This window comes from Actinomycetota bacterium, assembly GCA_030776625.1.
Classification (GTDB): domain Bacteria; phylum Actinomycetota; class CADDZG01; order CADDZG01; family WHSQ01; genus MB1-2.
Map to the genome: position 1 here is coordinate 220,670 of JALYHL010000003.1, position 17,273 is coordinate 237,942.

A 17,273-nucleotide genomic window follows, 5' to 3' on the forward strand; every position below is an offset into this window, starting at 1 on the left:
GTTGTAGGTCCTCGCCTACTGGTAGAGCCACACCCTCATCAACGACAACAGCTGATCTGGGTCGACGGGCTTCGTGATGTAGTCCGATGCGCCCGCGGCGATGCTCTTCTCCCGATCGCCCTTCATCGCCTTCGCCGTGAGGGCGATGATCGGAAGCCCCGCGAAGGCCGGCTCGTTACGGATGTGGCGCGTCGTCTCGTAGCCGTCCATCTCCGGCATCATGATGTCCATCAGCACGAGATCCACGTCGGGGTTCTCCCGAAGCGTCTCTATGCCGTCGCGGCCGTTCTCCGCGTAGACCACCTGCATACCTCTCGTTTCGAGGATGCTGGTCAGCGCGAAGACATTTCGGACGTCGTCATCGACGACGAGGATCTTCTTGTTCTGGAAGACAGAATCGGCCCTGTGAAGGTGCTCGATCATCTGTCGCTTCTCCGCGGGAAGACCGGCAGCCAGGCGGTGAAGGAAGAGGGCCGTCTCGTCGAGCAACCGCTCCGGTGAGTTCACGTCCTTGATGATGATCGCGTCGCTGTACTTGCGCAGCTTCGTCTCGTCTTTGCGCGTCAGGTCCTTGCCGGTGTAGATGATGATCGGAAGGTCCCGGAACCGCGAGTCGTTCCGCAGCTTCTCGAGCAGATCGAAGCCGGTCATGTCCGGGAGCTTGAGGTCCAGCACCATGCAGTCGAAATGCTTGGCCTCCATCTGCGCGAGCGCCTCCTCGCTCGATCCCACCGCAGTGATGTCGACGTCGTCGCCCGTCCCGATCAGTTCGACGATCGCCGCCCGCTCGCGCTCGTTGTCCTCGACGACTATGAGGTTCTTCACGCCGCGCTCGATGAAGTACGCGGCCGCTCCTAGCAAGCTGGACAGCGCCTCGGCAGTCACGGGCTTGTCCACGCATGCAGCGGCTCCCGACCGCATCGCTTCCTGGCGCTGGTCCGGATCGGTCACCAGGTAAACGGGGATGTGGCGGGTGGCGGGATCGAGCTTCAGCCGGTGGAGCAGGACGAGCCCGCCTACGCCGGGCAGGTCGGAATCCAGCAAGATCGCATCCGGCTGGTACTCCCGTGCGAGCGCCAGAGTTGCATCTGCCGTCGTCGCGCCGAGGGCTTTGAACTGCTTGTCCCTCGCCGCGTCCATCCACCCGCGTGCAGTATCTGGGTCCGCCACGACCAGGAGCGTCCGGTCGCTGCTGGACAGCCCCGCCCTGTCGTCGTCTAGAGCGTTCGGCAGGTCCAGGACCTCGTCATCGTCCTGATCCGGCACCGGCACGAGGCGCACCGATGGAGCCGGGTCCTCTCCCGGAGGCTGGGTCACCAGCTCCGGCCGCCCGAGCTGGATCGGCGGAGCCTCCGCGACCGCGGGAGCAGCGACGTAGGTCTCCGGCAGATACAGGGTGAAGGTGCTGCCGGTGCCGGCCTCGCTCTCGACCCGGATCTCGCCTCCCAGCAGGCGTGCGATCTCCCTGCTGATCGAGAGGCCCAACCCCGTGCCGCCGAACCTGCGGCTGGTCGTACCGTCCGCCTGCTGGAAGGCCTCGAAGATCAAGCGCAGCTTGTCCTCCGCGACCCCGATCCCGGTGTCGGTGACGGCGAACCCGATCACCTTCTCCGTCCGATCCAGCTGATCGTTGAGGAACCGCATCCCAGCGGGAGCTCTGTCGATGTCGACCCTGACGCCTCCCTCGGTTGTGAACTTGAACGCGTTCGAGAGGAGATTGTTGAGGATCTGCTGAAGCCGCTGCTCGTCGGTCGTGATGCTCGTCCCTGCTCCCTCGGAGATGTTCACCTCGAACGACAGCCCCTTCTGATCCGCGACCGGGCGGAACGACTGCTCGATGTTGTCGGCAAGCGCGGCGAGTCGGACGTCGTGCGGGTTCACGTCCATCTTGCCGGCCTCGACCTTGGACAGGTCCAGGATGTCGTTGATCAGCGAGAGCAGATCCGCGCCCGCGTTGTGGATCGTCTTCGCGAACTCGATCTGCTTGTCCGTGAGGTTCTTCTCGTCGTTGTCGCCGAGAAGCTTCGCCAGGATCAGCAAGCTGTTCAGCGGCGTTCGGAGCTCGTGTGACATGTTCGCGAGGAACTCCGACTTGTACTTCGAACTGAGCGCCAGCTGCTGCGCCTTCTCCTCCAAGCTGGAACGCGCCAACTCGATCTCCTGGTTCTTGATCTCGATGTTGCGGTTCTGCTCCGCGAGAAGGGCCGCCTTCTCTTGCAGCTCCTCGTTGGTCTGCTGCAGTTCTTCCTGCTGCGTCTGGAGCTCTTCCGATTGGCTCTGCAGCTCGCGGGTGAGTCGTTGCGATTCCTCGAGCAACTCCTCGGTCCGCATGTTCGCGATGATCGTGTTCAGCACAACGCCCAGCGTCTCGATCAGCTGGTCCAGGAAGGTCTGGTTCACGTCGCTGAAGGGGCGCAGGGATGCGAGCTCGATCACGCCCAGCACCTGGTCTTCGAAGATGACCGGGACGACGATGATGTTGACCGGTGCGGCCTCGCCCAACCCAGAGCTGACCTTGATGTAGTCCTCGGGCGCCTGCGTGATGAGGATGGGCTTCTTCTCGAGTGCCGCCTGTCCGACCAGCCCCTCCCCCAGCTTGAACTTGTTGGACACGGTCTTGCGCGCCTTGTAGCCGTAGCTCGCCTTCAATTTGAGGACGAGGTCCTCTTCGGACGCGGCGGTCCCGTTCCCGTTTTCTGTCTCGGCGAGGAAGAAAGCGCCGTGCTGGGACGCGACGGTTGGGGTCAGCTCCGACATGATCAATCGAGTCACCGTCTGCAGATCGCGCTGTCCCTGCATCATCCCGGAGATCTTCGCGAGGTTCGTCTTCAGCCAGTCTTGCTCCTCGTTCCGTTGCGTCGTCTCCGCGAGGTTCGTGATCATCTGGTTGATCTTGTCTTTCAGCTGAGCCACCTCGCCTTGCGCGGCTACCGTGATCTCCCGCGTCAGGTCTCCCTGCGTGACCGCGGTGGCAACGTCGGCGATGGCGCGCACCTGCGTGGTGAGGTTGCCAGCGAGTTGGTTCACGTTCTCGGTGAGGCCTTTCCAGGTACCGGAGACTCCCTCGACCCGCGCCTGGCCGCCGAGCTTCCCCTCGCTGCCAACCTCTTTCGCGACACGAGTCACCTCCGCCGCGAACGACGACAGCTGGTCGACCATCGTGTTGATCGTGTCCTTCAGCTCCAGGATCTCGCCCCGCGCATCGACGGTGATCTTTTTGGACAGGTCACCCTTGGCGACGGCGGTGGTGACGGTCGCGATGTTGCGGACCTGGCTGGTGAGGTTCCCTGCCATGAAGTTCACGTTGTCCGTCAGATCGCGCCACGTCCCGGAGACGCCCTTCACCTGGGCCTGACCACCCAGCTTCCCTTCCGTGCCGACCTCACGGGCGACTCGCGTCACCTCGTCGGCGAAGGACGAGAGCTGGTCGACCATCGTGTTGATCGTGTTCTTGAGCTCGAGGATCTCGCCCTGGACGTCGACCGTGATCTTCTGGGACAGGTCTCCGCGCGCGACGGCGGTCGCCACCTGCGCGATGTTCCGGACCTGTCCGGTGAGGTTCCCGGCCATGGAGTTCACGTTGTCGGTGAGCCCCTTCCACGTTCCGGAGACCCCCTTCACCTGCGCCTGCCCGCCGAGTTTTCCCTCCGTGCCGACCTCTCGGGCGACGCGCGTGACCTCGTCCGCGAACGACGAGAGCTGGTCCACCATCGTGTTGATCGTGTTCTTCAGCTCGAGGATCTCGCCCTTGACGTCGACGGTGATCTTCTGAGAGAGGTCACCCTTCGCGACGGCGGTGGTGACCTGAGCGATGTCTCGCACCTGGGCCGTCAGGTTCCCCGCCATGAAGTTCACGTTCTCGGTCAGGCCCTTCCAGGTACCGGAGACCCCCTCAACCTTGGCCTGCCCGCCGAGCTTTCCTTCGGTGCCGACCTCGCGTGCCACGCGGGTGACCTCGTCCGCGAACGACGAGAGCTGGTCGACCATCGTGTTGATCGTGTTCTTGAGCTCGAGGATCTCGCCCTTGGCGTCGACCGTGATCTTCTGAGTCAGGTCACCGCCTGCAACCGCGGTCGCCACCTGCGCGATGTTCCGCACCTGGTCGGTGAGGTTGCCGGCCATGAAGTTCACGTTCTCGGTCAGGCCCTTCCAGGTTCCGGAGACGCCCTCGACCCGCGCCTGCCCGCCGAGCTTGCCCTCCGTGCCGACCTCGCGAGCCACGCGGGTGACCTCGTCCGCGAACGACGAGAGCTGATCCACCATCGTGTTGATCGTCTCGGCGAGGGCCGCGACCTCGCCTTTGGCCTCCACCGTGATCTTCTTGGAGAGATCTCCCTGCGCGACCGCGGTGGTCACGGTCGCGATGTTCCTCACCTGTGTCGTCAGGTTGCTGGCCATGAAGTTCACGTTCTCGGTCAGGCCCTTCCAGGTTCCGGAGACGCCCTCGACCCGCGCCTGCCCGCCGAGCTTGCCCTCCGTGCCGACCTCGCGGGCGACCCTTGTGACCTCGTCGGCGAACGACGAGAGCTGGTCGACCATCGTGTTGATCGTTTTCTTCAGCTGGAGGATCTCGCCCTTCACGTCCACCGTGATCTTCTGGGAGAGGTCCCCGTTCGCGACCGCGGTAGTGACCTGTGCGATGTCTCGCACCTGAGCGGTCAGGTTGCTGGCCATGAAGTTCACGCTCTCGGTGAGACCGCGCCACGTTCCCGAGACCCCCTCGACACGTGCCTGCCCGCCGAGCTTGCCCTCGGTGCCGACCTCGCGGGCGACCCTTGTGACCTCGTCGGCGAACGACGAGAGCTGGTCGACCATCGTGTTGATCGTGTCCTTCAGCTCCAAGATCTCGCCTTGTGCGCCGACCGTGATCCTCTTCGAGAGGTCTCCGGTGGCAACGGCGGTTGCAACCTGCGCGATGTTCCGCACCTGGTCGGTCAGGTTGCTCGCCATGAAGTTCACGTTCTGGGTCAGGCCCTTCCAGGTTCCGGAGACTCCCTCGACCCGCGCCTGTCCGCCGAGCTTTCCTTCGGTGCCGACCTCGCGCGCGACTCGCGTGACCTCGGCGGCGAACGCGGAGAGCTGGTCGACCATCGTGTTGATCGTGTTCTTGAGCTCGAGGATCTCGCCCTTCACATCCACCGTGATCTTCTGAGAGAGGTCCCCGTTCGCAACGGCCGTGGTGACTGCGGCGATGTCCCGCACCTGAGCCGTCAGGTTTCCCGCCATGAAGTTGACGCTGTCGGTGAGGTCCTTCCACGTCCCCGCGACGCCCTCGACCCGCGCCTGGCCACCCAGGTTCCCCTCGGTTCCCACCTCGCGAGCGACCCTCGTCACCTCGTCCGCGAAGGCCTGCAGCGTGTCGGTCATGCTGTTGATGGTTTCGGCCAGTGCGGCGACCTCACCCTTGGCCTCGACGGTGATCTTGCGCGACAGATCGCCGTTGGCAACCGCGGTCGCGACCTGCGCGATGTTGCGGACCTGGCTCGTGAGGTTCCCCGCCATGAAGTTCACGTTGTCGGTGAGGTCCTTCCAGGTCCCCGCGACGCCCTCGACCCGGGCCTGGCCTCCGAGTTTTCCTTCCGTTCCGACCTCGCGCGCCACCCTCGTTACCTCGTCGGCGAAAGCCCGCAGCGTGTCCGTCATGCTGTTGATCACTTCGGCAAGGGCGGCGACCTCACCCTTGGCCTCGACGGTGATCCGCCGCGTCAGGTCACCGGTCGCGACGGCGGTCGCGACCTGCGCGATGTTGCGGACCTGGCTGGTGAGGTTCCCGGCCATGAAGTTCACGTTGTCGGTCAGGTCTTTCCAGGTGCCGGATACGCCTTTCACCTGCGCTTGACCGCCGAGCTTGCCCTCGGTCCCGACCTCTCGGGCGACTCGCGTCACCTCGTCGGCGAACGACGAGAGCTGGTCCACCATGGTGTTGATCGTGTTCTTGAGCTCGAGGATCTCGCCCTTTACGTCGACCGTGATCTTCTGGGAGAGATCTCCCTTCGCGACGGCCGTCGTCACCTGGGCGATGTCACGCACCTGCGCGGTGAGGTTCCCCGCCATGAAGTTGACGCTGTCGGTCAGGTCCTTCCAGGTTCCCGAGACGCCCTTCACCTTCGCCTGGCCACCCAGCTTTCCTTCAGTGCCGACCTCGCGTGCCACGCGGGTGACCTCGGCGGCGAACGACGAGAGTTGGTCCACCATCGAGTTCACCGCAGTCCCGATCCGCAGGAACTCGCCCTTCACCGGCTGACCCTCGATCTTCAGCGCCATCTTCTGAGAGAGGTCACCCTCGGCAACGGCCTCGATCACGCGGGCGACCTCGGTGGTGGGACGGACCAGGTCGTCGATCATCGAGTTCAGCGAGTCCGCCGTCGTGGCCCACTGCCCCCCACGAGCGGGGCGGGCGACGCGCTCGTTCATGCGTCCCTCCCGTCCGATGAGGCGGCTCACGCGCGCGGTCTCTCTGCTGCGTTGGGCGTTCATCTCGACCAGCTCGTTGAAGGCGCGGCCGATGTCTCCGAGGATCCCGCTGCGCCTCGGCATCCGAACGGAGAAGTCTCCGTCGCGTGCCGCGGTGAGCGCTCGCAGGAGCTCTTCGAGCTGCTCGGGTGCTACGCCCGTGTGGCCGTTGCGCGACCCGTTCGTCTTGGCGCCGGCGCTTCCATTCTTCGCCTTCGCGGTCGCCGTTCCGTTCTTCGACTTGCTGGTCGCCTTGCTAGAGGTCGAGCGCGCCGCACTCCTAGTCGCCATCGGGCAGTTCCTTTCGTAAGAGTTAGCACCCCATTGACGCAGTATGCGGGGGCGGAATCAACCCGCCGCACGGCTAAACGGGTGATTCGCCCCAGCTTTGGCCCGTTTGGTCCAGGTTGGCACTGCGACACGATCTCGACCCGCCGCCCCGAAGCGGAGGCAGCGGTCAGCTGTGGGGGCGGAGGAAGCGGTCTCTGACCCCCCACAGCGTCACCCGCAACATCGCCTCCACCACGATCCGGCGGCTCATCTTGGACTGGCCCTTGGCTCGTTCGACGAACGTGATCGGAACCTCCACGATCTTTCCCCTCGCCAGGTGGACGCGCCGAGTCATCTCGATCTGGAAGGAGTACCCCTCGGATCGAAGCCCGACCAGCTGTTCCCCCCGCAGGACGGACGTCCTATAGGCGCGGAAACCGCTGGTGGAGTCCCGCACGCCGTAACCCAGCCAGGCGCGGGCATAGAGGTTGCCGGCGAGCGACAACAACCGGCGTACCAGGCCCCAGTTCTCGATCCGTCCGCCGGGCACGTAGCGCGACCCGACGACCAGGTCTGCGTCCTGGAGGCGCTGCAACAGGCGCGGTACGTCGGCGGGGTCATGCGACAGGTCGGCATCCATCTCGACCACGGCGTCGTAGCCGCGGTCCATCGCCCATCGGAAGCCGGCAACGTAGGCCGTCCCCAACCCCTGCTTGTGCGAGCGTTCGATCAGATGGACGGGGTGCGGCCCCTGCGCCATCTGCTTCACGAGCTCGGCCGTACCGTCGGGAGAGCCATCGTCGACCACCAGTAGATCGACGCGATCCCCCGCCGCCTCGAACAAGCGACCCGCAACCTCCCCTATCGAATCGAGCTCGTTGTACGTCGGAACTATGACGAGAGCCTGTGCCGGGCGACGCTCGTCCAGGTCACTCATCGGATGACGTTAGCGCGCGCTGCCGCCGACTTCTCCTGTCGGTCGCCGCAGCGCCCACCGCCGCTAGCGCGGTGAGGACGAGCGCCAGGTACGCGAACCAGTCACCGGTGCGCGCATAGAAGCTGGGACTCACGCCCAGGCTCATCGGGTGAACCAGCGTCGTCGTTTCGAAGAGGCCGGTCTGTTCGACCAGCTCCCCGCCCGGCTCGATGAAGGCCGAGATCCCGCTCAGCGCGGCGTGGACGACGCCGACCCCGTTCTCCGCCGCGCGAACCTGGCTGAAAGCGACATGTTGCGCGGAGGCCCACGACTCCTCCCACGTCGACGTGTTCGTCGCCACCACGAGCAGCCGACCGCCGACCGCGATGGGCTTCCTGACAAGGGAACCGAAGTCACCTTCGAAGGAGATGACGGTCGCGACCGGGCCCTTCGGGAGCGCGAAGACCTTCGGCTCCGCTCCGACCACGGCATCGCGCGGCACCTGCTGCAGCGGAGGGAGCCAACCGATGAGGTCCCGCCCAGGCACGTACTCGCCAAAGGGCACGAGGTGGGTCTTCTGGTAGACGTCGACCACCTCCCCCTCCGGCGAGACGTGGAACGCGACCACCTTGTACCGATCGGCGTCGATGTCGAGGTTGCCTCCGACGATCATCGGTGCCTGCACGGCTTGGGCGGCCGAGGCGACCTCCTCCGCCACGACGGGCGCTCGTTGCAGGTCGAGGCCAACCGCACTCTCCGGCCACACGACCAGATCGACCTCGCCGGGATCGAGCTGTTTCGTCAGACGCGCGTGGCTGCGCGTGATGGCGAGCTCCTTCTCGAACTGCCCCCCCGTGAACTGACGCGGAACGTTTCCTTGGACGATAGCGACGCGCATGACCGGTCCGTCCGCGGCGGCGACCGGCAGAGCGAGCGGCGCCGTTAGGAGAGCCGCAGCCGCCAGCGCCGGCGCCAAGCGTCTACGGCCGTTCGAAGTGATGGCTTCCGCGATGCAGGCGTTCACCGCCACCAGGATCGCCGCGACCAGCCAGGCACCTCCCCACGCCGCTGGCCGGAGCGTCCAGAAGAAGAGGTCGTGCTGGCTCTGGGCGAGCTGTCCCCAGGTGAACCCGCGTAGGGGGAAGACCGACCGCACATATTCCACGGCCACCCACGCCGCGGCGGCCACTGCCACGCGCAGCCACACCCTCCCGTGGCGCGATAGCCACGACCACAGGAGCCCGAACAACCCCGTGAACAGCGACTGGAGAACGATCAAGAGCGCCCACGCGATGTAACCGACGATGCTGATCCAGATCAGCAGCGCTCCGAAGAAGCCGACGCCGAAGGCGAAGCCGAGGCCGAAACCGCGCCCTGCCGAGGCCCCTCGCGCGGCGAGAAGCAGCGGCACCAACGAGACCCACGCCAGCGGCGCGATGTCTGGTTCGGGGAAGGCGAGGCTGAGCGCGGCTCCTGCAAGGATCACGGCGGGATATGCACGCCCGCCGCGCATCACGCCTTGGACTAGACGCAGTCTCGGCAGAGCTCGCGGTCCGCGTCTGCCAGCTGCGAGCGCGCCTTCACCAGGTGGCAGCGCTTGCAGACGAACTCTTGCCTGTCCTTGATGGGGATGACTTTCGTCCGGATGACCTCGGTGCCGGTGGGCTCGCGCTCCGAAGACAGCGACATGATGTCGTCTTCCTCTTCATCCGGCTCGCCTGCGGCTCGCCGGGCGGCGCCTCTTTGCGCGAGCAGTTCCTCCAGGCTCGCGTCGTCGCCCTCTTCGTCGTCGTCGGTCGCCAGCGCGAGCCCGGCAGCGACCTCGTCCTCGTCGTCCTCCAGATCCTCGAGATCGTCGTCGGGGCCTTCTATCTCTTCTTCGGGTTCTTCTTCGCTCGTAGCCTTAGGCGCCACTGTGGGATCCTCCGCCGGAATCGTGTCGGGACGAAAACAGTGCTCCCCAGACTAAGGCGTCCCAAACTCAAACGAAGCGCAACGCAAGAGACCCGAGTGACCGACCAGGACCCGCTCGGTAGCCGGCCGGAGCCGGTTATTGGAGCGTTTTCCCTGGGCCACTCGGGTCCCAAAGCTTTGTCCCAAGCAACCACCCGGTTCCGGTGGAGCGAACTCCTCCGGTCGGCCGCTCCGCCTTGGTCCGCAGCGGGCCCGAGGGCCGTGCGGTCCGGCGGCGCTGCGTGCCGGTTGACTGCTTGGGACGTTTCGCAAGATAGAGAGGCCGACGAGTGGAGTCAATATCTTCTTTCGCAGAATTTCGGGGTCCGCGAAAGATTCTCGTCTCTCCACATTTAATCCACAGTTTGTGAGTCATCTGTAAACGGCATCGAGCAAATAGGGTTGGTGCATGCAGACGCATCAAACGACTTTCACCATCGCCGCGCGCTCCAGGTTGGGCTTCGTCGACGTGACCGACGCCGTCGAGACCGCGGTCGCGTCATGCGACGTCACGGATGGCCGCGTAACGATCCTGCGACCGAGCGCCGGATGCGCCCTTGTGTTGAACGAACAGGAGAAGGGGTTGCATGCAGACGTGCAGGCAACGCTGGAGCGGCTGGGTTCCGCTTCCGGTGCGACGCCTCCCACCGCGGGCTCGCCGTCATTGGTACTCCCCGTCGTCGGGAGCCGCATCCGGCTCGGCACCTGGCAACGGATCCTCCTGCTCGAGCTCGAGGAGCCGCGCGATCGCGAGCTGCAGATCCAAGTGGTGGGTGAATAGCTATGGCCAAGAACAACCGCCTCCCCGATCCCAAAGAGGATTTCCCCGGCTGGTACGTCGAGGTCGTCAAGCAAGCCGGTATGGCGGAGCATGGGCTCGCCAAAGGCATGATGGTGATCAAGCCGCACGGTTACGCGGTGTGGGAGCACATCCAGCGGGCTCTCGACGATCGTTTCAAGGCCACGGGGCACGAGAACGTGTACTTCCCTCTCCTCTTCCCCGAGAGCCTCTTGCACAAGGAGGCCGAACACGTCGAGGGTTTCTCGCCCCAGGTCGCGGTGGTGACGCACGGCGGCGGACAGAAGCTCGAAGAGCCGTTGGTGATCCGTCCCACTTCGGAAGCCGTCATCTGGAACACCTACGCGAACTGGATCCAGAGCTATAGAGATCTGCCTCTGCTCTACAACCAATGGTGCAACGTCCTGCGATGGGAGATGCGGACCAGGTTGTTCCTGCGAACGAGCGAGTTCCTGTGGCAGGAGGGCCACACCGCGCACGCGACCGAGGCCGAGGCCTGGGAAGAGACCGTGCGGATGCTGGGCGTGTACCGCGAGGTGGCGGAAGACGTGCTCGGGGTTCCGGTGCTGCCCGGGCGCAAGTCGGCTTCCGAACGCTTCCCAGGAGCGGTGGAGACGCTCACCATCGAGGGCCTGATGCGGGACGGAAAGGCGCTCCAGTCCGGCACCTCACACTTCCTGGGGCAGAACTTTGCCAAGGCCTACGACGTCCAGTTCCTCAACGAAAAGGGCGAGCAGGAGTACGCCTGGGCGACGTCGTGGGGACTATCGACGCGCATGGTCGGTGCCGCGATCATGACCCACGGCGACGAGCGAGGACTCAAGCTTCCTCCCGCGGTCGCGCCCGTGCAGGTGGTGATCGTTCCGATCTATCGCGCCGACGACGAGCAGACGCGAGTCCTCGAGGTTGCGACGAAGCTTCGTGACGGCCTCACCGGCAACGGCATCAGGGTGAAGCTCGACGACCGCGATCACTACAGACCCGGATACAAGTTCAGCGAGTGGGAGCTCAAGGGGGTTCCACTGCGGATAGAGATCGGTCCCAAAGACGTCGACGCGGACCGGGTGGTCGTCGCCGCACGCTTCAGTGGTGACAAGGAGGAGGTCGGCACCAGCGACGTCGTGATGGAGATGGCAGGTCGGCTCGCGCAAGCGCAACGCGACCTCTTCGACGACGCACGCGCCTTCCGCGAATCCAATACCCACGAGGCCGGCTCCTACGACGATCTGCGAGGCGGTCTCATCGACGGCGGCGGCTTCTGGATCGGCCCCTGGTGTGGCAGCGAAGACTGCGAGACCCGCGTCACGAAGGACACGTCCGCGACGGTCAGGCTTCTCCCCCTGGAGCGCGAGGACCCCGGAGCTGCGTGCCTCGTCTGCGGCCAGCCCGGCGTGGAGCGAGCGACCTGGGCGAAGGCTTACTAGCGCCTAAACGCTCGGCTCCCGGTGCGAGGTTCGAACCGCCTCGGGCAGGGAATCAAGCTCCGCATGACGAAATCTGCCGATAAGTCCCATTCGCTGCGGAGGTCCCGATGACGCGTCGTCCCCGGCTCCGCCGCCTCCTGCCTGTAGCGGCGGTCGCGGCGCTGCTTCTATCTCTGCTGCCCGCGGCTCCCGCCACAGCGTCACCAAACCGGTTCCTCGAGATGAGCGACGGCGTGAAGATCGCGGTCAACATCCGGATGCCGGACAACTTCCAGAAGGGCCGCACCTACCCGACGATCTTCGAGATGTCCGGCTACGACGGCGGCAGCTCCGACGGCGACGAGCCCTACGCCGAAGAGGGCAGTCGCGTGCTGTCGAAGCAGTTCAACAGGGACTACGTCACGATCCACGCCTCGGTCCGGGGCACCGGATGCTCCGGGGGGTGAGTTCGACCTGTTCTCGTGGCGGAGCGCCCAGGACGGCTTCGAGATCATCGAGTGGATCAACGACCAGCCCTGGAGCGACGGCGAGATCGGCATCTACGGTCACTCCTACGGCGGCATCACGGGCTTCATGGTGGCCGCCACGCGTCCGCCGAGCCTGGACGCGGTCTCCGTCTCCGGCCTCATCGACGATCTCTACAGGGGCATCGTCTATCCCGGCGGGGTCAGCAACTACGGCTTCCCGTTGCTCTGGACGGGCGGCGTACGACCGCTGTACGACGTGGGCGGAGGTTTCCTTCTCGGTATGGACGAGGGCGGGGCCGAGGGGTGCGCGCGGAACGCCCCGACCAAGAGCCGCACGGTTCTGAACGACCCCATCCTGCAAGGTGTCTCCGACACCGACAACACCTGGTTCCAGGCGAGGTCGCTGATCAACTACGCCGAGCGGATCGACGTCCCGATCCACATCTCCGGGGCGTACCAGGACGAGCAGACGGGGCCGCGTGGGCCGTACCACCTCTTCGAGGAGGTGACGAACGCGCCCGTCCGCCGCCTCCTCATCACCAACGGCGACCACGGGACCCAGCAAGACGGCAGGTTCCTGGAGCCCGACCGCAAGGCGTTCCTCGACCACTACCTACGCGACGTGGGCAAGGGTTACGCCCGCTCGTCGGTCGCGACCTTCCTGGAGAACCTGCAAGGTGAAGAAGACGTCCCCGTCGCGAAGGAGAACCGCACCTTCCCGCTAGAGGACACGGACTGGACGAACCTCTACCTCGGCGCCGACAACAAGCTGGTGGGCAACGCGCCGCGAGACCCAGGAGCCGCGTCCTACCTCTCCGGCAGCCCACGGCAGTCGGCGTGGAGCTACCACGCGGGGCACAGTGCCGGAGCCCCGTTCACGACCGCGGAGGGCCCGGACGGGCTCACCTTCAGAACGGCGAAGTTCGACAAACCGACGGCCGTGATCGGGCCCGCGACCGCGACGTTGTTCATGTCGTCGACGGCGCCCGACACGGAACTGTTCGTGCAGATCATCGACGAGGCTCCCGACGGCACGCGCTACTACATCCAGCGCGGGCTGCTGAGGGCGAGCCACCGTGCCGTGATCCGGGGGTTGTCGGACAGGCTGGACAACGGCGAGATCTACCGGCCGCATCGCCCGCACACCAACCCGCAGCCGATCGAGCCGGGCAAGACCTACCGGTACCTCGTCGAGATCTTCCCGTTCGGCCACGTGTTCCGACCCGGGCATCAGCTGGTCGTGAAGATCACGACGCCGCCGCTAATCGACGGCTACTACGCCTGGGTGCCCAAGCGCGTCCCCGGCGTGAACACGGTCCACTTCGGCGGGAAGGCGCCTTCGAGCCTCATGCTCCCGTTCGTCCCGTTGAACGGCATGGACCTGAAAGCGGCGCCGAAGCCATGCGCGCTCGAAGACGTGCGTTGCGTGAAGGGCTGACGGACCGGTCGCAAGCACCGACAAACGGCAGCCACCGCTGATCCAGCGCGCGCACTTTTGGGACGTGCGGCGTGCCTGAGGCCGACGCGCTAGGTCGCGCCGGCTGTACCTAGTCGAGCCCGAGTACCTCGAAGATCTGCTCGTGGCGATCGATGACGGACTCGGCCTCGGTTGCGTCGGTCTTGTCGTTGTGGACGCCGCGGAACCGCACCGCGTGCATGCCGACATCGTGAGCACCGGCGATGTCCGTTCGCTTGAGGTCCCCCACGTGCAAGGCGTCCGGCGGTCGCACCCCGAGCTCCGCCAGAGCCTTGTCGAAGATCTCGTGACCCGGCTTCGGAACGCCGACCTCGTCCGAGAAGCACAGCACTTCTAGGTACTCGGCCAGCTGACACTCGGCGAGCCGCTCTCTAACTACGCGGCCGGGCGTGAAGCCGGTGTCGCAGACGAGACCCAGCCGGATCCCCTTGCTCCGCAGACGCTCGAGCGTCTCGCGCGCACCGTCGACCGCTTCGATCCCGGACGTCGTCGACGCGAGCTCGAACTCCTCGGTCAGAGCCGCGATCTTGTCGTCGTCGAAGATCCCCTTAGCCTCGAGGCAGTAGGCCGCCATGCGACCGGGGCCGAACGTCTCGACCTGCTTCCACGCCTCGTCGTGTCTCGCCCATGCTTCATCGAGGAGCTTCCGGCCCTCGTCTTCGGACAGATCCATGGAACGAAGAAGGGCGCTAAGTCTGATCTCCATAGCGCCCTCCCAATCACGGTCCTTCAACAAGGTTCCCCAGCAGTCGTAGGTGACTGCTCGGATGCCGTCCACTCTTCTCACTAGGCATCACTCCCGGTCGAGGTCGGCGCTGCGCGGCAGAGACAGACAGGCTACCGGATTTATGGGTTGGGTGACCGGCTAGCCGGTCATCGAAAGAGCAGGGGCAGCGCGGGCCGCTGCCGGCTCGTAAGTTCGGCCGTCGGGGCGGAACCACCTCGCCACCTGGTGCTCGTCGAGCGCCACCCGCCACCCGTGCTCGTGCACCAGCTTGTGGTGGAAGTGACACAGCGTCACCAGGTTGTCTAGGTCCGTGGGACCTCCGGCTTCCCAGTGCCAGATGTGGTGACCGTCTACGAAGCGGCGCGTCCCGCAGCCGGGGAAGGTGCAGCCGCCGTCTCGATGGAGCAGCTCTCGCCGCAGATAGCCCGGGATGTTGCGATCCGCGCGCCCGATGCCCGCGGCGGTGCCGTTGGGGTGGCGCAGCACGAACTGGAGCCGGCAATCACACGACATCCGCCGCGCGATCTCGGGGTGGATCACACCGGAGCCTTCGAGCTCGCAACCGCGCTCGTCTGACTGCAGGGCCTGAAGCGTCGTCGACACCACCACCGTGGCGCGGTCGGGATCGGGATCGGCGGCGATGTGGCTAGAGGCGAGCACCACCAACGCGTCCGCCATCCGCTGTGGGAGTCCATCTCTGACCATCACGGTCTCGGCCGGGATGACCTGCTCCTCGCCCTCGGCAGTCGCCCATCCGGGGATGGTCATCTCCTCGTTCTGCTGCGGAAGAGGCGGCATCTCGGGGAGCTGGTCGAGGATGCGGCGAAGCCCGTTCCCGACGACCGCTCCTTCGTCCGCGGGAAGGAGGCCCTCTAGATAGATCGCACCGGAGTCGTTGAAGGGGCGCAGCTCGAGGTAGCGGGCGAGGTGGGTGTCGTTGTGCTCTTCGAGCGGAGGCCGCGTGGCCAGGTCAGCCCGCTTCCTCAGGGCCGACACGGTCGTCCGGCGTGCGTAGCGCAGAAGCTCCCGCTCGGTGCCCGCCGTGGCGAAGCGGGTCAGCTGGAGGACCTTGTCGAGCGAGATCTGGCCGCGCTCGAAGGCAGCGCACGTAAGAGGAAGGTGCTCGAGGGCGTGGGCCGCATGCGTCCAGCGCATCCCGGCGGCGACAGAGATCCCGAAGCGGCCAGAGAGCCACTGCCCCATGTTGCGGCAGCCGTCCTTCTCCCACGCCCTGCGACGATCGTGCTCGCGCACGAACCGCAGAAGGTTCCGCTGCGTAGAGGCAACGACGCAGTTCAGCTCGCACATCGAATCCACGAGCTCGTCATCGCTACAGAACCGCGGGTGTTGCGTTAACCGATGTTCCTGTTGGTTCTTTTCCTTTTCCAAGGCCACCACCTGCTGCGGCCCGGGAGCGCGTACAGACACTCTATCGAACAGACGTTCGATAGTCAAGCAGAAAGTGACCCCTGAAGACCACAGTAGTACGCCTCGGCCGACGGCGCGGGCGCGTCGCTTAGAGCTTGGCTCTGGCTAAAGCTAGAGCTGCCAGACGTTGTCTTCGATGATCGTGATGCGGCCCCCGTCACGCGTCACGCCGGCCACGTCAACGCCCGGCCCCCCGATCATGAAGTCGGTATGCACGGTGGAGTGGTTGATCCCGCGAGCCAGCAACTCATCGGTAGAAAGCCCCGCGGCGCCGTCGACGGCGAAGGTGTAGGCGCCGCCATAGGCGATGTGTGAGGTCGCGTTCTCGTCGAACAGGGTGCTGTTGAAGGTGATGCCGGTCTCGCCGACGGCGGAGGCCCGATCCACCAACGCCACCTCCCCGAGCCTCGCCGCGCCCTCGTCGATCGCCATCTGCGCCCGAACGACGTCGGCTCCCGAGCTCGCCTCGACCTTCACCGCGCGGCCCTCCTCGAAAGTGACCTCCAGGTCCGTCACCGTCACACCCTCTGCCGACAGCTGTAACGGACGAGATGCGGCGACCGTCCCCTCGACGCGCCGGAAGTCCGGGGTCGTGAACACCTCTTCCGTCGGCAGGTTGGGGACGTGCCGGATCCCGGACGCCGTCGCGAAACGCGCGCTGATCCACCGGCTGTCCTCGTGCAGACCCACCGTCAGGTCCGTTCCCGGCCCACGGAAGTGAACGGCCTCGAAACGCCGTTCGTTCAGCGCATCCGCGCGCTCCGCGAGCCGCGCGAGGTGCTCCTTCCACGCCTGCACCGGGTCGGGCTCGTACAGGCGGGTTGCCTTGGCGACCGCGTCCCACAAGCGCTCGACGTCGGGCTCGCCCAGCGCGGCCGCAGCCCAACCTTCGTTCGGACAAGCCACGATCGTCCACGAGACGGAGCGTCGATTCACCTGTTCTAGGCGAAGCTTCGCCAGATCAACCATCTTCGCCCTCCCGACCCTGGTCGGGTCGAGGTCGGCAAGGAGCGCGGGCTCGGCGTCCCCGGCGACGCTGATGCGCGCTCCGCCCGTTGCGTCGACGTGCTGCAGCGCCGCGAGGAGGTGCGGCGGCGTCCAGCTGAGCGCGTCCTCCGGCCCGTGCTCGATCATCGCCCTGCGCACGTGATCGTCGGAGTAGGTGACGCTGACGTACGCGGCGCCGGCGCGGTAAGCAGCTTCGGTCAGAGCCCGGATGAGCGGAGCGTGCTCGAGCTTTCCCTCGACCAGGACGTGTTGGCCGGGCTGCAGGTTCACGCCAACCCGCACCGCCAGATCGGCGTACGCGCTGAGAAGCTCGTCTGTGTTCATTGGACGCCACCGTACCCGTGCAGGGAT

9 protein-coding genes and 1 pseudogene are annotated in these 17,273 nt (G+C 65.7%); 3 read left to right on the forward strand and 7 right to left on the reverse strand.

Annotation, left to right across the window (positions count from 1 at the left end):
* Positions 1 to 15: 15 nt before the first annotated feature.
* The 4 genes from M3N53_07220 to M3N53_07235 form a co-directional block, all read right to left on the reverse strand.
* Entirely contained in the window at positions 16 to 6,537 is a 6,522-nt protein-coding gene (locus M3N53_07220) for a HAMP domain-containing protein (protein MDP9068120.1), read from the reverse strand.
* A gap of 373 nt (positions 6,538 to 6,910) precedes the next feature.
* Entirely contained in the window at positions 6,911 to 7,660 is a 750-nt protein-coding gene (locus tag M3N53_07225) for a polyprenol monophosphomannose synthase (GenBank protein MDP9068121.1), read from the reverse strand.
* Positions 7,653 to 9,152: an apolipoprotein N-acyltransferase gene (gene lnt / locus M3N53_07230; GenBank protein MDP9068122.1), complete on the reverse strand. Its 1,500-nt coding sequence runs from the start codon at positions 9,150 to 9,152 to the stop codon at positions 7,653 to 7,655. Before lnt ends, M3N53_07225 begins: the two co-directional genes overlap by 8 nt.
* 11 nt (positions 9,153 to 9,163) lie before the next feature.
* Positions 9,164 to 9,553 carry a DUF4193 family protein gene (locus M3N53_07235; GenBank protein ID MDP9068123.1) on the reverse strand — a complete coding sequence of 130 codons (390 nt, stop codon included), beginning with the start codon at positions 9,551 to 9,553 and terminating at the stop codon, positions 9,164 to 9,166.
* A 448-nt stretch (positions 9,554 to 10,001) separates the two neighbouring features.
* Here M3N53_07235 and M3N53_07240 point away from each other — a divergent pair, with 448 nt between their 5' ends.
* The 3 genes and pseudogenes from M3N53_07240 (at position 10,002) to M3N53_07250 (ending at position 13,720) form a co-directional block, all read left to right on the forward strand.
* A complete protein-coding gene (locus tag M3N53_07240) occupies positions 10,002 to 10,373 on the forward strand; it encodes a YjbQ family protein (protein MDP9068124.1) in 372 nt (123 codons plus the stop codon).
* 2 nt (positions 10,374 to 10,375) lie between these two features.
* Positions 10,376 to 11,815: a proline--tRNA ligase gene (proS, locus tag M3N53_07245; GenBank protein MDP9068125.1), complete on the forward strand. Its 1,440-nt coding sequence runs from the start codon at positions 10,376 to 10,378 to the stop codon at positions 11,813 to 11,815.
* Positions 11,816 to 12,072: 257 nt separating this feature from the next.
* Positions 12,073 to 13,720 (forward strand): annotated as a pseudogene (locus tag M3N53_07250) (CocE/NonD family hydrolase).
* Between the two features lie 109 nt (positions 13,721 to 13,829).
* Here M3N53_07250 and M3N53_07255 read toward each other — a convergent pair.
* The 3 genes from M3N53_07255 to M3N53_07265 form a co-directional block, all read right to left on the reverse strand.
* Positions 13,830 to 14,546, reverse strand: coding sequence for an HAD family hydrolase (locus tag M3N53_07255; GenBank protein MDP9068126.1), 717 nt, complete (start codon positions 14,544 to 14,546; stop codon positions 13,830 to 13,832).
* Positions 14,547 to 14,624: 78 nt separating this feature from the next.
* A complete protein-coding gene (locus M3N53_07260; GenBank protein MDP9068127.1) occupies positions 14,625 to 15,794 on the reverse strand; it encodes an HNH endonuclease in 1,170 nt (389 codons plus the stop codon).
* Between the two features lie 231 nt (positions 15,795 to 16,025).
* Positions 16,026 to 17,246: an aminopeptidase gene (locus M3N53_07265; GenBank protein ID MDP9068128.1), complete on the reverse strand. Its 1,221-nt coding sequence runs from the start codon at positions 17,244 to 17,246 to the stop codon at positions 16,026 to 16,028.
* Between the last annotated feature and the right edge of the window lie 27 nt (positions 17,247 to 17,273).

Coding starts and splice junctions, on each gene's coding strand:
- M3N53_07220 (MDP9068120.1), bottom strand. CDS start 6,537: ATGCCGAGGCGCAGCGGGATCCTCGGAGACATCGGCCGCGCCTTCAAC.
- M3N53_07225 (MDP9068121.1), bottom strand. CDS start 7,660: ATGAGTGACCTGGACGAGCGTCGCCCGGCACAGGCTCTCGTCATAGTT.
- lnt (MDP9068122.1), bottom strand. CDS start 9,152: ATGCGCGGCGGGCGTGCATATCCCGCCGTGATCCTTGCAGGAGCCGCG.
- M3N53_07240 (MDP9068124.1), top strand. CDS start 10,002: ATGCAGACGCATCAAACGACTTTCACCATCGCCGCGCGCTCCAGGTTG.
- proS (MDP9068125.1), top strand. CDS start 10,376: ATGGCCAAGAACAACCGCCTCCCCGATCCCAAAGAGGATTTCCCCGGC.
- M3N53_07260 (MDP9068127.1), bottom strand. CDS start 15,794: ATGTGCGAGCTGAACTGCGTCGTTGCCTCTACGCAGCGGAACCTTCTG.
- M3N53_07265 (MDP9068128.1), bottom strand. CDS start 17,246: ATGAACACAGACGAGCTTCTCAGCGCGTACGCCGATCTGGCGGTGCGG.